At 49.1% G+C, this 14,425-nt stretch carries 10 protein-coding genes; 5 read left to right on the top strand and 5 right to left on the bottom strand.

The features are described 5' to 3' along the window. Nucleotides 1–6 precede the first annotated feature (6 nt). The 5 genes from D9Y29_RS13105 to D9Y29_RS13085 all read right to left on the bottom strand — a co-directional run bounded on the left by D9Y29_RS13105 (nt 7) and on the right by D9Y29_RS13085 (nt 5,576). Nucleotides 7–1,770 carry a diflavin oxidoreductase gene (locus D9Y29_RS13105; RefSeq protein ID WP_127128788.1) on the bottom strand — a complete coding sequence of 588 codons (1,764 nt, stop codon included), beginning with the start codon at nt 1,768–1,770 and terminating at the stop codon, nt 7–9. Then, complete coding sequence (gene cobA, locus D9Y29_RS13100; protein WP_127128786.1) at nt 1,754–2,617, bottom strand: uroporphyrinogen-III C-methyltransferase; 864 nt, start codon at nt 2,615–2,617, stop codon at nt 1,754–1,756. Before cobA ends, D9Y29_RS13105 begins: the two co-directional genes overlap by 17 nt. Nucleotides 2,618–2,688: 71 nt before the next feature. Then, the gene (locus tag D9Y29_RS13095; protein WP_127128784.1) at nt 2,689–3,930 is read right to left on the bottom strand and encodes a sulfate adenylyltransferase subunit 1; all 1,242 of its coding nucleotides are present in this window, start codon (nt 3,928–3,930) and stop codon (nt 2,689–2,691) included. Between the two features lie 31 nt (nt 3,931–3,961). After that, nucleotides 3,962–4,864, bottom strand: coding sequence for a sulfate adenylyltransferase subunit CysD (cysD, locus tag D9Y29_RS13090; RefSeq protein WP_127128782.1), 903 nt, complete (start codon nt 4,862–4,864; stop codon nt 3,962–3,964). 52 nt (nt 4,865–4,916) lie between these two features. Beyond that, on the bottom strand, nt 4,917–5,576 hold the full coding sequence (locus tag D9Y29_RS13085) for a phosphoadenylyl-sulfate reductase (protein WP_241237917.1): 660 nt from the start codon (nt 5,574–5,576) through the stop codon (nt 4,917–4,919). Nucleotides 5,577–5,971: 395 nt separating this feature from the next. Between D9Y29_RS13085 and D9Y29_RS13080 the strand changes: the two genes are divergently transcribed. The 5 genes from D9Y29_RS13080 to D9Y29_RS13060 all read left to right on the top strand — a co-directional run bounded on the left by D9Y29_RS13080 (nt 5,972) and on the right by D9Y29_RS13060 (nt 14,367). Beyond that, entirely contained in the window at nt 5,972–11,260 is a 5,289-nt protein-coding gene (locus tag D9Y29_RS13080; protein ID WP_127128778.1) for a S8 family serine peptidase, read from the top strand. A 28-nt stretch (nt 11,261–11,288) separates the two neighbouring features. Beyond that, nucleotides 11,289–12,086 carry a HipA family kinase gene (locus D9Y29_RS13075; protein ID WP_127128776.1) on the top strand — a complete coding sequence of 266 codons (798 nt, stop codon included), beginning with the start codon at nt 11,289–11,291 and terminating at the stop codon, nt 12,084–12,086. Then, nucleotides 12,064–12,447: a DUF3037 domain-containing protein gene (locus D9Y29_RS13070; RefSeq protein ID WP_127128774.1), complete on the top strand. Its 384-nt coding sequence runs from the start codon at nt 12,064–12,066 to the stop codon at nt 12,445–12,447. The genes D9Y29_RS13075 and D9Y29_RS13070 overlap by 23 nt, the downstream gene beginning before the upstream one ends. Nucleotides 12,448–12,609: 162 nt before the next feature. Continuing rightward, nucleotides 12,610–13,902, top strand: coding sequence for a M23 family metallopeptidase (locus tag D9Y29_RS13065; RefSeq protein WP_164735395.1), 1,293 nt, complete (start codon nt 12,610–12,612; stop codon nt 13,900–13,902). 15 nt (nt 13,903–13,917) lie between these two features. After that, nucleotides 13,918–14,367, top strand: a complete 450-nt coding sequence (locus D9Y29_RS13060; protein WP_127128770.1) for a YbhB/YbcL family Raf kinase inhibitor-like protein — start codon at nt 13,918–13,920, stop codon at nt 14,365–14,367. Nucleotides 14,368–14,425 lie beyond the last annotated feature (58 nt).

Raw genomic sequence — 14,425 nt, 5'->3', positions numbered from 1 at the left:
AATAGTTTAGTAAACGTCTTTCAAAAATCTGCCAGCGGCTTTCATGTCTTCCAGGTAATTGATGGCATCCCTGCTGCCCTTGCCTCCGAATCTTTCTATCACCTGCAGGATAGCATATTCTACATCGGTGCTCATGGGATCGCGGGTGCCGCAGAGATAGATCCATGCTCCCTTCTCGATCCATTTCCAGAGCTCCCTGCCTTCTTCGAGGATCCGGTGCTGCACATATACTTTGTACTGCTGGTCTCTCGAGAAAGCGAGGCTCAGCCGGTGCAGTGTACCGGTCTGTAGCCAGTTCTGTATCTCGGTCTGATAGAGAAAATCCGTTACAAAATGTTGTTCACCGAAGAAGAGCCAGTTGCGGCCATCGCCTCCGGCTGCATCACGTTCCCAGAGGAAGGAGCGGAACGGTGCGATCCCGGTTCCCGGCCCGATCATGATCACGTCAGTATCTGTATCGGGCAACCTGAACTGATTATTGCGATGCACATAGAAATCGAATTCGCCATTCTCTGGTTGCTGCGCCAGGTAATCGGAGCAGAGGCCGTATTTGCATTCATCATTCACATAGAAAGTATCCCTGGCCACAGTAAGGTGCACCTCACGGTCATGAGCAGCCGGAGAAGAAGAGATGGAATACAATCTTGGGGTGATGGGTTCCAGCAGGGCCACCACTTCTTCAAACTGGGCAGCATCCCTGACGGGGTAGATCTTCAGCAGGTCCAGCAAACCGATGCGGGTAGCGGGAATGTCCTGCTGTACCAGTTTCGCATATTGGTTCACCACGCGCTCGGGCAGGTACACGATATTGAGGCGTGTGCGGAGGAGCTGTTCTACAGGCAGCGGCTCATTGCGGAAATTGACGATGAGTTTTGGATCGATACCCGTAAGGTTGAGAATGGCTGCTACGGTAACAGCAGGATTTTCCGGAACGATCCCGATGCTGTCGCCAGGCAGGTAGTCCACATCTTCCTCCACACCTATTTCGATATGATAAGTTTCCTTGGCAGAACCACGATCATTTAGGTTCACTGAACTAAGCACTGTACCTGAATACAATTTCTTGTGACTGCTCTTACGGGCAGGAGCAGCGGGCGCTGCAACAATCTGGGGAGCAGGCTGTGCGCCGCCTGTGCTGAGCGACTGCAATACGGCATTGAACCAGCTACCGGCATCGGACTCATAATCAGTATCACATTTTTGCAATGGAACGATACGTTGTCCGCCGAGCTTCTGCAATTGCGCATCCACATCTTCCCCGGCTTTGCAATAGAGCGGGTAGGAAGTATCGCCGAGCGCCAACACCCCGAATTTCATTTGCAGTTTCGCACCGTTCTGGTGGATATGATCGAAGAATTTTTTTGCTGTGGCAGGAGGTTCGCCATCACCCTGGGTACTGATGATCGCAAAGAAATATTCTTCTTTGGAAAGATCGTTCAGACGGTATTGGTCAAGGCTTACCAGCTTTGCATTGATGCCGGCCTTCTTAGCCTGTCCGGCAAAATCTGCTGCCAGTTTTTTACTGTTACCGGTTTCAGTGCCATAAGCGAGTGTGATCTTTTGCACGGCAGGTTTGGCCGGAGCAGCTGACGGCGCGACCAATGGCTGCTGGATGATATTGGCAGCCTGTTGCAAAGCGCCTTCTGCCGCAACCGGTGCAGCAGGACGTTCAAGCAGGCCGGCCAGGTAACCGTTCATCCACACCAGCTCTTCACGGGAGGAAGTTTTCACTAGCTCCAGCAGTGTTTTCAGTTTAGGCTCTACTAACATGTTGATTCGCTTTTTCTGTAGCAACAACTGTTGACGCTGTGAACAATTTGGCTACTGGTTTAAAATATGATTCGCTGGAATTACTGTTGACTATCCAGGCAAACTGCTCATGCAGGGCCACTACTTTTCCGATGATCACCAGCGCCGGGCTTACAAAGCTTTTGTTCTGCCATTTCTGCGCATAGTCATATAGGTTAGTCACCTGTACATTTTGCAGCGGAGTGGTGGCCTGTTCAACAACGGCCAGCAGTTTGTCTGCGCTGATACCATTCTTCACCAGGTTACCCACCAGGCCATCCAGTGTTTCAGAGCTCATGTAGAACACGAGCGTATCATCGGTGGCAGCCAGGTCTTTCCAGTAATTTTCATCGATCACTTCATTCCTGTAGAAAGTGAGAAAGCGAACGGCAGTGCTGTACTGGCGCGCCGTCAGCGGAATACCGGAATAAGCGGCTGCTCCCAGTGCGGCAGTAACGCCTGGAATGATCTCGTAGGGAATACCGGCATCTTTCAATACCTGCAGCTCGTCCAGCACGTTTGAGAAAATGCTCACATCGCCTCCTTTCAATCGTACTACCAGCTTACCTGACAAAGCATGTTCCAGCATCAGCTCATTGATGGTTTCCTGTGGTGTGCTGGCGCCCCTGCGGCATTGTTTTCCTACCGGAATGATCTCGGCTCCTGATCTCACATAATCAACCAGCACCTGCTCGCTGACCAGCCGGTCTGCCAGCACCACGTCTGCCTGTTGCAATGCGCGGAGGGCTTTCACGGTGAGTAATTCAGGATCACCCGGGCCCGCTCCGGCGATGATCACTTTTCCTGTTGTTATGGGTTGGTTTGGCATATTGTCTACTTTTTTAGTAGATTAATTGGGCATAAAAAAAGGCAATGCCCTTTGATTGCTGTTCTTTCCTGTTACTGGATCATACAGGCCCCTACAGTAACATGACTGGTCTCGTCTATCAGGATGGCGCCGCCATTCACCCGCAATTGGCTGTATGTATCGAATGAAACAGGGCCCGCAGTTTTGATGGTGGCTTTGATCACATCGTTCAACACGGCCTGCGATGGATTAGCTTCCTGCTGGAGGGTGTTTACATCCAGTTTGTATTCGATCTCACGAACTGCAGCACGCACCAGCCTGCTGTTGATCTGCAATAAATATTTATTACCTGGTATCAATGGTTTATTGTCCATCCAGCAGAGCAGCACTTCCAGTTCCTGTTCTGTTTTGGGTGCATTGTCGCTAAGCGCTATCACATCGCCGCGGCTCACGTCCACATCGTCTTCCAGATGCAGGATCACGCTCTGCGGCGCAAATGCCTCCTCAACTTCCTTTCCGCCGAGTTCGATGGACCTGATGGTGCTGGAAATACCTGAAGGGTATACAGTTACTTTATCGCCTTTGCGGTAAATGCCGCTGATGATCTTACCGGCATAGCCGCGATAGTCGTGCAGGTCATCGGTCTGAGGACGGATTACGTATTGCACAGGGAATCTCGCCTGACTGAGATCGATATCATCCTCCACTTTTACATCTTCTAAAAACTGTAAAAGTGATGGGCCTTCGTACCAGCTCATCTTATCCGACTTCTCCACGATATTGTCGCCATGCAAAGCGCTCAGCGGGATATAGGCGATATTCTTCAAACCCAGTGTTTGTGCTACATGCGCATAGTCTATCAAAATATTGTTGTAAACATCCTGGCTGTAATCCACCATATCCATTTTATTCACGGCTACCACTATATGTGGAATGCCCAGCAGTGATGCGATGATGGAGTGCCTTCTTGTTTGTTCCACTACTCCGTTACGAGCATCGATGAGAATGATGGCCAGGTCTGCATTGGAGGCCCCGGTGACCATGTTACGCGTATACTGGATATGGCCGGGCGCATCTGCGATGATGAATTTCCGGTTGGGAGTTGAAAAATATTTGTAGGCCACATCGATGGTGATGCCCTGTTCACGTTCTGCGCGCAGGCCATCTGTCAGCAGTGCCAGGTCGATCTCTCCGTCTTCTTTATTCTTGCTTTGCTTTTCGATGGCTTCAAGCTGATCGATCATGATGCTCTTGCTGTCGTACAGCAATCTGCCGATCAGGGTGCTTTTCCCATCGTCTACGCTGCCGGCTGTTATGAATCGCAAAAGGTCCATTACTGTATCTTTATTCGGTTATAGTTATTAGTTAGAAGTATCCATTTTTCTTCCTGTCTTCCATCGCAGCTTCGGATACTTTGTCGTCTATACGGGTTTCACCGCGTTCGCTGGTTTTGGTGGCTGTGATCTCGCGAATGATATCATCGATATTATTGGCGGAAGATTCCACGGCTGCGGTACAGGTCATGTCGCCTACTGTACGGTAGCGGACCTGTTTGGTGAGTATGGTATCTGACTCATCCAGCTGAATGAAATCAGAGAGTGCCACCAGTTGTCCTTCGTGCCGGATCACTTTACGGTCGTGCGCAAAGTAAATGGAAGGCAGCGCGATCTTTTCGCGGCGGATATAGTTCCATACATCCAGTTCTGTCCAGTTGCTGATGGGAAACACGCGCACATTCTCACCTTTGTGGATACGGCCGTTGAAGATATTCCAGAGCTCGGGGCGCTGGCGTTTGGGGTCCCATTGACCGAATTCATCGCGAACAGAAAAGATCCTTTCCTTGGCCCTTGCTTTTTCTTCATCCCTTCTGGCTCCGCCGATGCAGGCATCGAACTTGAATTCCTCGATCGTGTCCAGCAAAGTATAGGTCTGAAGGGCATTACGGCTGGCGAACTTTCCTTTGGGCTCCGTAAGGTGCCGGGCTTTGATTGTGTCTTCCACCTTCCTTACAATCAGTTTTTCCCCGATCTCATCAGCCAGTGCATCCCTGAACTCCAAAGCCTCCGGGAAGTTGTGGCCTGTATCGATGTGTACCAGGGGAAAGGGGAATTTACCGGGACGGAATGCTTTCAATGCCAGGTGCACCAAAGTGATGGAGTCCTTACCACCTGAAAACAATAATGCCGGTTTCTCGAATTGTCCTGCCACTTCGCGAAAAATGTGGATGGCTTCTGATTCCAAATGATCTAAATAATCTAACCTGGGCATACTCACAATTATTGTTAATTAAAATGTACCGGTGGGTGCCGGCTGGATTTTCCTATGCGTTGCTCACGTGCAGTCCGCATTCTTTCTTACTGGCGTCTTCCCACCACCATCTTCCGGCGCGGAAATCCTCACCGGGTCGAATAGCTCTTGTACAGGGCGCACAACCGATGCTCACAAAGCCTTTGTCGTGCAACACGTTGTAGGGGACGTTGTTTTCGTCTATATATTTCCGTACGTCTTCCGTGGTCCAGTGAAGGATCGGATTGTACTTCACTATATTATTTCCTGCATCCCATTCCACCAGTTGATGACCGGTGCGTTCGGGAGAATGTTCGGCGCGCAGGCCGGTGACCCAGATGGCATTGCCCTGCAGCGCACGTTTCAGCGGTTCCACTTTGCGAATAAAGCAGCACTGTTTCCTGTTTTCCACCGATTCATAAAATGCATTGGGACCTTTCTCCGTAATGAATCCCTCCAGGTTACGGTAATCCGGGTAATATGCTTTGATCTGTGTATGGTACCTGCTGTTAGTGCTGTTCCAGGTGGAATAAGTTTCCGGGAAAAGTCTGCCGGTATCGAGTGTGAAAAGTTCAACCGGCAATTGATTGTGCAGTATCTCATGAGCTATCACCTGGTCTTCAAAACTGAAACTGGTAGAGAAAGTGACCTGTCCGGGAAAGCGTTGCACCAACAACTGCAGGAATTCCAACATGTTTAATCTACCTGAGTAGTAGACTAATTCCTGAAGATAATCTGGTATTGTTAAGTTCATATTTGCATCAATTCAAGTGAAACTTTTTAGGAAAAATTACGGCGGAGGAAGCATGCAGTATCAACAATTGCAACAGGTGTTACAACAACAACAGCCATTAATAATATGTGGAGTGAATAGCATAATCATACTGCTTATGAAACAAAGATAACCGGATTGACGCAACCGGAAAAAAATATTTCTACTATTTTAGTGGACTATTCATTTTTCTTTTCTCCCAATCCGGAACGTTCGTTAGTTTTTCAGAGATGTTTGTACTACTTCCCCGGCGCCTTTTTGCGGAAAATGTTTATCTTAACGCCTGTTAGTTTCCCAATATCCCTAAATATCCGGCAATGAAGCGATTAACCTCATTACTGACTGCATTTTTGCTTGCTCAATTGTTTGCTTTTTCACAGGAAAGACAGACGGATTTGCGCATGCGGACGGCCGTTTTTTCTGATGAACAAAATCTCCAGGCGGCCAGGCTCAGCCCCGGGCAACGCCAGCAGATGCAGTTCAGGAACAGGAACTATGTATTGCTGCGGTTCAGCCGCTTGCCAGGCTTTCAGCAAAAGCAGGAATTATTAAGGAAGGGAGTAAAACTTTTCGATTATATACCAGGTAATGGCTTCTTTGCGGAATTACCGGCAGAGCTGGAACTTACTGCATTAAAGCCTTTTGCTGTGAACGGGGTTTTCTTTGCGGATGGATCCGTGAAAATATCGCCATCCCTTGAACTGAAAACAATGGGCCCGGATGAAGCAGTGGCTGTTCATTATGCTGCTGACCTCAGCAGGGAGGATGTACTACAGAATTTACTGGACGCAGGCGCGAAGCTCAGGGATTATCCTGTCCAGCCCGATAATACTATTTTTGTACTGGTAGATACGGCTGCTCTTCACAGGATTGCCAGGATCCCATTCGTTACTTACGTATATGCACAATCGCTGAAGGATATCCCGCTCAATTATCTCAGCCGGAGCTCCAACAATATCAGTTCGCTGGCAGCTTCATCAGGGCGCAACCTGCAGGGCAAAGGCGTTATGCTGGGCATTGGAGATCAGGGAGACCCGACGCATCTTGATTTCACAGGGAGACTTGTGAACAATAATGCTGCCATTGCTTCAGGACATGCCACCCACACACAGGGAACCATGGCGGGCGCTGGTCTTCTCAATCCCAAATACAAAGGCATGGCGCCCAGGGCCGGCATTGTAGCAGAATATTTCAGTGATATACTGGTTCGTACCCCGCAATACATCAGCCAGTACGGCATGGTGCTTACCAACAATTCCTATCATTCCAGTACACCCGGCTGCGATGGTACCGGCACCTACGACGCGCTATCCAACTACCTGGATGCACAAACGGTGAATAATCCATCACTGCTGCATGTATTTGCAGCGGGCAATGATGGCTCCCTTACCTGTGGCATATACCCTCCTTCCTACGCCACAGTCAGAGCAGGCTTCCAGAGCAGTAAGAACGCATTGGTGGTAGGTCAGTACAATAATAGCAACGACCTCATTGGTGGAGGAAGCAGCCGTGGACCTGTCAAAGACGGGCGCCTCAAGCCGGAGATTATGGCTGGCGGCATCGATGTACTGTCCTGTGGACAGAATAATACCTACCTCGCCATTTCCGGCACCAGCATGAGTGCACCAGCTGTTACCGGTTCACTGGCATTGTTATATGAACGGTACAGGCAATTGCATGGAGGCGCCAATCCCTCCGGCGCTCTGATCAAAGCGCTGGCCTGTAATGGTGCAGACGATATGGGAAATCCCGGCCCTGATTTTCTCTGGGGCTTTGGCAGGTTGAATGCCAGAACAAGTATTGAAATGTTGGAACAGGACCAATTCTTCACGGGATCGGTTACTAACGGTTCCAGCTCCACGCACACGATTCTGTCATTACCGGCAGGCGCATCGCAGTTGAAAGTGATGTTATACTGGGTAGACCCTGCAGCTTCACCAATAGCTACCACAGCATTGGTCAATAATCTCGATCTCACTGTCACAGGTGCGGATGCGGTTACTCATCGCCCCCTCATCCTTAATCCTGATCCGGCACATGTAACTGAAGACGCAGCAGAAGGAACAGACAACCTCAATAATATCGAGCAGGTGGTGATCAATACACCTCCTGCGGGAAATGTAAATATTACCATCAACGGCACTAATATTCCTTCCGGTCCGCAGCAATATGTAGTTGTGTACCAGGTATTGCAACCGGAGGTCCATGTAGATTATCCGGCAGGCGGCGAAACCATGGTGCCCGGGGAAGCAGAACAGATCCGCTGGTCTGCATATGATAACAGCAACAACAGTTTCACCATTGAATATTCTGCTGATAATGGTGCAAACTGGGAACTGATCGATAACAATGTGCCTGCAGATGTCAGGTTTTACAACTGGACAGCCCCTCCAGTCGCAGCCAGGCAGGCTCTTATCAGGGTTACCCGGAACACAGTTGGTACAACGGCAACGAGTGAACGATCATTCACAGTTTTAGGGCAACCTGTCATCACCCTCACAAAGGCTTGTCCTAAATACATTCAGGCGAATTGGAATCCGGTTGTTGACGCTGACAGCTATGAAATACTAATGTTGTCCGGCGATTCCATGCAGGTAGTTGGCAATACTAACGCCAATACCTACCTGCTGGAAGGGTTATCCCAGGATAGCACTTACTGGATCGCTGTACGCGCCCGGATCAATGGCGTACCAGGACGACCTTCCGTAGCAGCCAGCCTTCAACCTAATGCAGGAAGTTGCGGGACCGGATTCAATAATGATCTGACAATTGAAACCCTTTTACTTCCTGTAAGCGGGCGCGAGTTCACTGCATCGCAACCTGCCGCTCAACCTTTGCGCATACGAGTCAGGAACAGGGGCGCTGTTGCTATCAGCGCTACCAGTTACGAATTGGGATACCAGATCAATGGAGGAACGCCTGTTACCTTGAACAATACCACCAATATCGGAGCCAATGGATTTATCACTTTTAACTTCACTCCGGTTATCGCATTCAACATCCCTGGTGATTACCTGATCAAAACCTGGGTGAAACTGGCAGCGGACCCATATAACATGAATGATACTTTACAAACATTGATCAGGCACCTGCCCAATCCTCCCATTACCCTGGCCCCGGATTTCGTGGAGAGTTTTGAAGCAGCCACACTACAAACCTATCTGAAAAAAACCTTTGGACTTGATGGCTTGCCCCGGGCAGATTTCGGTCTAACTACCACCAATGGCAGAGGCCGGATCACTGCCGGAGGCTTCGCCAGAACTGGCAACAATGCTTTATTACTGGATCAGTCCAGGTACAGAACACCTTCCAATACTGATAGCGTAACACTCACTTTCAATCTCTCTCAATACAGTTCCTCAGATCAGATCTGGCTTGATTTCTTTTACAGGAATCAGGGCATCGATATAAATTACCCGAACAACAAAGTTTGGATCCGTGGCAACGACAACGCAGCCTGGGTGCCAGTTTTCACACTCCCTGCAACAGTTGATGAAATTGGTTTCTACAAAGCAGCTCCTTCCGTGAACATTACTGAAGCATTGGCCAATGCCTCACCTTCACAAACGATCAGCAGCAGCTTCCAGGTAAGATTGGGGCAACAGGGGATTACTTCTTTCAACACAATATCTCCCGATAATACATTTGAAGATGGTATCAGTTACGATGATATCAAACTCACAAGACCCGGCAACGATGTTGGCGTACGCGCTATTCTCAATCCGCCTGTTCCTGCAGTTTGCACTCCGGGTCCGGCCGAGATCGTCACCGTTGAAGTGAAGAATTACAGCAACATTGCACATTCCAACGTGGAAGTGGCATACGAGCTTAATGGAACAGTAGTGAAAGAATTCATAAACCTCGCAGCGAACGAACTTCTACAACATCAGTTTGCTGTACCTGTTGACCTTTCTGCATTCCAGCAATACACCATCCGTGCATGGGTACATATGGCTGGTGATGATTTTGTGAATAACGATAGCCTCGAAAGCTTCAGCTTCACCACTGCACCGGAGATCAACAGTTTCCCCTATTTGCAGGATTTTGAAACCAATGACGGATACTGGTATCCCGGCGGTATCAATTCTAGCTGGCAATGGGGCCATCCTTCCAAAACCATCCTCAACAGGGCGGCCAATGGCAACAATGCCTGGTTTACCGGACTATCTACTCCATACAATAATTCAGAATACTCTTACCTGTATTCTCCCTGTATCAACCTGACCGGTATGGTGCAGCCTGTACTTTCCTTCAGTCATATTTTCCGGATTGAAGAAACCTGTGATTGCGATAATCATTGGGTGGAATATTCAACAGATGGTATGAACTGGAAAAAAATGGGAGCATTTAACCAGGGTACTAACTGGTACAATCATTCGGGATTTCAGACCTTCATTAGACCAATGCCCAACTGGCATGTTGCCAGCTTAAATTTGCCGGTAACCAGCGGCCGTATCCTCCTTCGATTTGTACTGAAAACAGATGCAGGCACCAATTATGATGGTATTGGTATCGATGACATCCATATTTTCGACAAAGCCGCTGTATACACCGGCGCCGATATCCCCGCAGGAACCACACAACCAGTAAGCGGAAACGACTGGGTACATTTCAGTGTTGGCAACAACAGGATCGTATCCATCAACCCCCAGGGCCAGGACCTTGGCAGCACCACCGTAAAGGTGTTCAGGAATACCGGCGCCATCAGGAACAGCAGTCAGCAATATTACCTCGACAGGAATATCGTGATCAATTCAGCTACAGCACCCATATCCAATGTGCTGGTCCGTTTTTACTTTACCGATACAGAAGCCAAAGCATTGGTGAATGCAACCAATTGCGCCACCTGCACAAAACCCGAAGATCCATACCTGATAGGCATTACACAATACAGCGGCAATGTATCTGAAGAAAATGGAACATTGGCAGACAATACATCCGGACTTTATCAGTTCATTCCACCATCGCAGGTTATTGTGGTGCCTTACGATAACGGCTACTATGCCGAATATGCCGTGAACCATTTCTCCGAATTCTGGATCAGTGGCGGCGGTCCCGGCCAGAATGTACCATTACCTGTTACACTCAGCGCTTTCACTGCTACCCGTCGCAACAATACAGGATTGTTGCAATGGCAAACATCCCAGGAACTGAACAGCAAACAGTTCACCATCGAAAAAAGCACAGATGGCGAATTGTTCATTCCCATCGGAACAGTACCTGCTGCAGGCAATAGCCAGAGCCTGCTGAATTACCAGTTCTCAGATCCGGTGCTGAGCAACGGAATGAATTATTATCGCTTACTCATTACTGATATAAATGAACATTCAGAAAGATCTGTGATCCGCAGTATCCAGGCCAGTGATGCTGGCCTGAATATCCAGGTATTCCCCAATCCCGTGGTGAATGGACCACTGTTCATCAGAAGCTCGGAAGAGATCCGGCGGATCGAGTTTTCCGATATATCCGGAAGAATGCTCCTGCAGCGCAATACGAGTGGAACACAATATAAACTGAACCTGCAGCAATTTGCCAAAGGCACTTACCTGCTCAGCCTTTATACGGCTGGCAGTAAAAAAACACAAAGGATAGTACTCGGTGAATAATTGCTAATTTAGCGGCTCAATTTCCACTATGCATGTAAGTGAAACCAGTCTGAGAACGGTGCGGGTTACACGATATGTTACACCCCTGCGCGAAGGAGGATCACTGCCGGCAATCGCCGAAGCAGATGACGGCTTCCTGTATGTGCTCAAATTCCGTGGAGCAGGACAAGGTGTGAAAGCCCTGGTGGCGGAACTGATCGGCGGAGAAATTTCCAGAACACTGGGCCTGAAAATCCCGGAACTGGTTTTTGCTATGCTGGACAGCGCCTTCGGCCGCACCGAACCGGATGAAGAGATACAGGACCTACTGAAATCCAGTACAGGACTTAACCTGGGACTCCACTACCTTCAGGGCGCCATCACTTTTGATCCCGTTGTGAACTTTGTTGATCCCATCCTGGCATCTAAGATCGTGTGGATGGACTGCCTGCTCACAAACGTAGACAGAACAGCACGCAACACCAATATGTTGATCTGGAACAAAGAGCTCTGGCTGATTGATCATGGCGCTTCCCTCTATTTCCATCATTCCTGGCAAAATTGGGAAGAGCAGGCGAAGAAACCATTTGCCATGGTGAAAGACCATGTACTGTTACCTTTTGCTTCAGAACTTGAAAAAGTGGATGCGTCACTCCGTGAATTGCTTACTCCCGAAAAGATCAGAAGTATCGTGAACCTGTTGCCGGACGACTGGCTCAATACCTGGGGCTCAGGAGAACCACCCCAACAGATACGCGAAGTGTATTATAATTTTCTCATCACCCGTTTGGCCTCATCGGAAATTTTTGTAAAAGAAGCGCAGCATGCAAGAAGCATACTTATTTGAGTACGCAGTACTCCGTATTGTACCAAGGGTGGAACGGGAGGAGTTCCTCAATACAGGCGTGATCCTGTATTGCAGGGATCTGCGCTTTCTGCAGACCATTATTACCATCGATACCAATCGTTTGCTGGCCATCGCTCCGCAACTTGATTTGGAAGAAGTACAGGCGCACCTGCAAGCTTTTGAACAGATCAGCCTTGGCAACACCGCTGCCGGCCCCATCGCAAAACTGGATCTAGCCAGCCGCTTCCGCTGGCTCACCGCTACCAGAAGCACTGTAATTCAATCATCAAAAGTACATCCCGGCCTTTGCAAAGACCCAATGGCCACCCTCCGGAAACTGCACGCACAACTCGTTCTCTGACCCATTGACATCCTTCCGGCAGCTTCGTTACTTTATTGCAACATTTACCACTTCGTGTTATTGAGCCCATATTGTAGAACTGTTTACTCAGGCCATACCTTAACCGGAGACTACAGCAGGCATCAGGTTTGTACCGGAATTTTCATGCCTACGAGGTATATCATGACATTGATCTTCTGTCTCCCTTTTTGCTGGATGCTTTCCGCCTGTAAAAGCAATATGTTCGCAACAGGTAAGAGCCCTCAGGAATCTTATGCAGACAGGCTTAAAAGAATGGGGCTCGACAGCAGCGCAATGGGCGTTCTCTGGTTTGAAGCAGCAGCAAGAAGCCTTTCATCCCCTTTGATCATCCGGCTTCCCTTCCGAGAAACAGGGTTCTTCAGTCCCGACAACCCGCTAGCCTTCGGGTACAGGATCGATCTCAAACAAGGGCAACAACTAACCATCAACGTGAGTGGACGCACCAATCCTTCCGGGAAAATATTCATCGAGCTTTGGGGTCCCGGCAGAAGGAATGATGGACTTGAATTACTGGATTACGCCGATTCCACCGGAAAGCTCGAATATGAAGCCGGTTCAGACATTTCGGTGGTCCTTCGTTTACAAAACGAATTGCTGGCGCCGCTGTCTTATGATCTAGAAGCTACAACCGGCCCATCACTGGCATTCCCTGTTTCCGGCGGCGGCAATAAACATATCGGAAGTATCTGGGGCGATCAGCGGGATGCCGGCGCAAGGCTCCATAAAGGCATCGATATCTTCGGAAAAAGAGGCACTCCTGTTCTGGCCGCAGCAGAAGGGCGGATCATATCCGTGCGTAATGGAGGACTGGGAGGAAAAACTGTCTGGCTTCGTCCTTCAGGAAAAGACATCACACTTTATTACGCGCATCTGGATTCACAACTGGTGGAAGCCGGGCAACGCGTAAGCACAGGCGATACTGTTGGATTACTCGGTAATACCGGTAACGCCATCAACACTCCACCTCATCTCCACTTCGGCATTTATGGCAATGCAGGTGCAGTAAATCCTATCTATTATGTAAAAAAGGAAACAATCAAACCTGCCCCCATCACCGGCAATATTGCCCGGCTGGGACAACCTGCGCGCACAAGCACCAGGCAATCCCTGCTGACTACTACCGGCGCCAAAACAAACAGTTCTGTTCTGGACAAAAGCACGTACCTTGTTGTTACTGCAGTTACAGGCGCATATTACAAAGTGCAACTGCCGGACAGAGCCGAAGGATTGGTCCCTGTAAGCGCTATCACTTCACTTGAACGGAATATACAGACCATTTCAAACCCAGGGCCCGTTCCGTTATTGTTTGAACCCCTTGCGGGATCCGCCATCGTTACAAATAATCCGCCATCCTCTCTTCCCGTTAAAGGAAGGTTCAATGGCTTTGCTTACGTTGACAATGGAACTGTGCGCGGATGGCTGCTCATTCAATAATTCAAACCTACCGATATGGCAACAGCTTCTATCAGCCTTACCAGCACAGCCTTTGACCATGGGGGCCTCATCCCGGATAAGTTCACCTGCGATGGAGAAAACATCAATCCACCACTTATTATCGGTTTATTGCCGGAAGGCACCAAAACACTCGCGCTGATCTTCGAAGACCCTGACGCGCCCATGGGGATCTATGATCACTGGGTAGTTTGGAATATCGCACCAACAGATATCATTAAAGAGAACAGCCGGCCCGGCATCAGCGGCATGAACAGCTCCGGCAAAACAGGATACACTGGCCCCTGTCCACCGGACAAAGAGCATCGTTATTTCTTTTATCTTTTTGCACTCGATACAGACCTGGACCTGCCCGAAGTTTCCACAAAAGGCGACCTCTCTTCCTCCATCGTGAACCATATACTCGGAGAAGGCATACTGATGGGCAGGTATGACAGGAAACGTTGATCCACTCTACCTTTGCAAGATCAGCAAGAATCAGGTGGCGCCACCTGTTCCATCCTCT

The organism is Pseudoflavitalea rhizosphaerae (genome assembly GCF_003991355.1).
Lineage (GTDB): Bacteria > Bacteroidota > Bacteroidia > Chitinophagales > Chitinophagaceae > Pseudobacter > Pseudobacter rhizosphaerae.
This window is presented reverse-complemented; position numbering and strand designations above follow the sequence as displayed.

Excerpts from the sequence above, each read along its gene's own strand:
- D9Y29_RS13105 (WP_127128788.1), bottom strand. The coding sequence starts at position 1,770 with ATGTTAGTAGAGCCTAAACTGAAAACACTGCTGGAGCTAGTGAAAACT.
- cobA (WP_127128786.1), bottom strand. The coding sequence starts at position 2,617 with ATGCCAAACCAACCCATAACAACAGGAAAAGTGATCATCGCCGGAGCG.
- D9Y29_RS13095 (WP_127128784.1), bottom strand. The coding sequence starts at position 3,930 with ATGGACCTTTTGCGATTCATAACAGCCGGCAGCGTAGACGATGGGAAA.
- cysD (WP_127128782.1), bottom strand. The coding sequence starts at position 4,864 with ATGCCCAGGTTAGATTATTTAGATCATTTGGAATCAGAAGCCATCCAC.
- D9Y29_RS13085 (WP_241237917.1), bottom strand. The coding sequence starts at position 5,576 with ATGTTGGAATTCCTGCAGTTGTTGGTGCAACGCTTTCCCGGACAGGTC.
- D9Y29_RS13080 (WP_127128778.1), top strand. The coding sequence starts at position 5,972 with ATGAAGCGATTAACCTCATTACTGACTGCATTTTTGCTTGCTCAATTG.
- D9Y29_RS13075 (WP_127128776.1), top strand. The coding sequence starts at position 11,289 with ATGCATGTAAGTGAAACCAGTCTGAGAACGGTGCGGGTTACACGATAT.
- D9Y29_RS13070 (WP_127128774.1), top strand. The coding sequence starts at position 12,064 with ATGCAAGAAGCATACTTATTTGAGTACGCAGTACTCCGTATTGTACCA.
- D9Y29_RS13065 (WP_164735395.1), top strand. The coding sequence starts at position 12,610 with ATGACATTGATCTTCTGTCTCCCTTTTTGCTGGATGCTTTCCGCCTGT.
- D9Y29_RS13060 (WP_127128770.1), top strand. The coding sequence starts at position 13,918 with ATGGCAACAGCTTCTATCAGCCTTACCAGCACAGCCTTTGACCATGGG.